This window comes from Spirillospora sp. NPDC000708, from assembly GCF_040299565.1.
Classification (GTDB): domain Bacteria; phylum Actinomycetota; class Actinomycetes; order Streptosporangiales; family Streptosporangiaceae; genus Spirillospora.
Genome location: NZ_JBEPCJ010000242.1, coordinates 1 through 1,323 on the forward strand (window position 1 = coordinate 1; position 1,323 = coordinate 1,323).

Here is a 1,323-nt window from a genome sequence, read left to right on the forward strand (position 1 = left end):
TGGAACCAAATGGATTGAAACGATTCAAATCAATGCCGAAGAACGGGCAACCCTCGAAGATCAGTATGGCATCGATGAAGATATTATTGAGTACGTCACTGATAATGATGAAAGTACTAATTATGTTTATGATATCAATGAGGACTACCAATTATTCATCTTTCTGGCGCCGTATGCCCTCGACAAAGATGCGCTGAGATACATTACCCAGCCATTTGGCATGTTGCTCCATAAGGGCGTTTTATTCACGTTTAATCAAAGCGGCATACCTGAAGTCAACACGGCACTTTACTCGGCATTGGATAATCCCGAGGTTAAGAGCGTCGATGCATTTATTCTGCAAACACTGTTTACAGTTGTTGTCAGTTTTATCCCAATTTCTCGCGCCATTACCAAGAAACGCAACTATTTGGATAAAATGTTGAACCGGAAGACGAAGAACAGTGACTTGGTTTCACTTTCATATCTTCAACAGACGTTGACCTTTTTGTCCAGCGCGGTCCAAACCAATCTCAGTGAACTCGATCGTTTGCCAAAGACCCATTTTGGTGTCGGTGCTGACCAAGATAAAATTGATTTATTCGAAGACGTGCAAATTGAAGGAGAACAGGTCCAACGGATGTTTGAGATTGAAACCCAAGTCGTTGACCGAATCGATCATACCCTCAACAGCCTTGCTAATAACAACCTGAACGATACAATGAAATTTTTGACAATTTGGTCACTGACCATGGCTGTGCCAACGATCATTACCGGATTCTATGGGATGAACGTGAAGAAACTCCCGTTAGCCGGGATGCAAGATGCTTGGATGCTGACTTTGGGGATTTCTGTCGCCTTGATTGTGGCGATGCTGATTATGCTGAAGTTCTGGCGGAAGATGTGATGGGTGAGTGACTTGCTGCTGGGTGGGGGACTTTTTTGGAATGTGTATAGTTGAGCAGTTATGCTATTTTGAGCACCCTTCGGCTTCTGAAATACGCTCCGACGACCCTGACCCCGGCCACATAAGACAAAAAATCCAGTAGCGAACGTTTTTTGTTCGTTACTGGATTTTCTGCCTTATGCTCTGGGGTCAACCCGGGTCTTGTCACGTGTTGGTGATCTATTAGGTATCAACTATCTAGGCACACACACCATGCGTAAAACAGGCGCTTATCGGGTCTATACGCAGTCAAACTATAATATTGGTTTAGTGATGAATTTATTAAACCATTCAAGTGAAGCTATGACCTTAACGTATCTTGGATTAGATCAAGCTAGTCGAGAAACGATGTTAGACCAAATTGATTTTGGGTAATGAATGTTTAGAACTTAGTAGTC

At 42.9% G+C, this 1,323-nt stretch carries 1 protein-coding gene; it reads left to right on the top strand.

All coding sequences use genetic code 11. The features are described from left to right. Positions 1-886, top strand: an 886-nt coding sequence (locus tag ABT299_RS52700; protein ID WP_500255484.1) for a magnesium transporter CorA family protein, incomplete at its 5' end; no start/stop codon positions are given. Between the last annotated feature and the right edge of the window lie 437 nt (positions 887-1,323).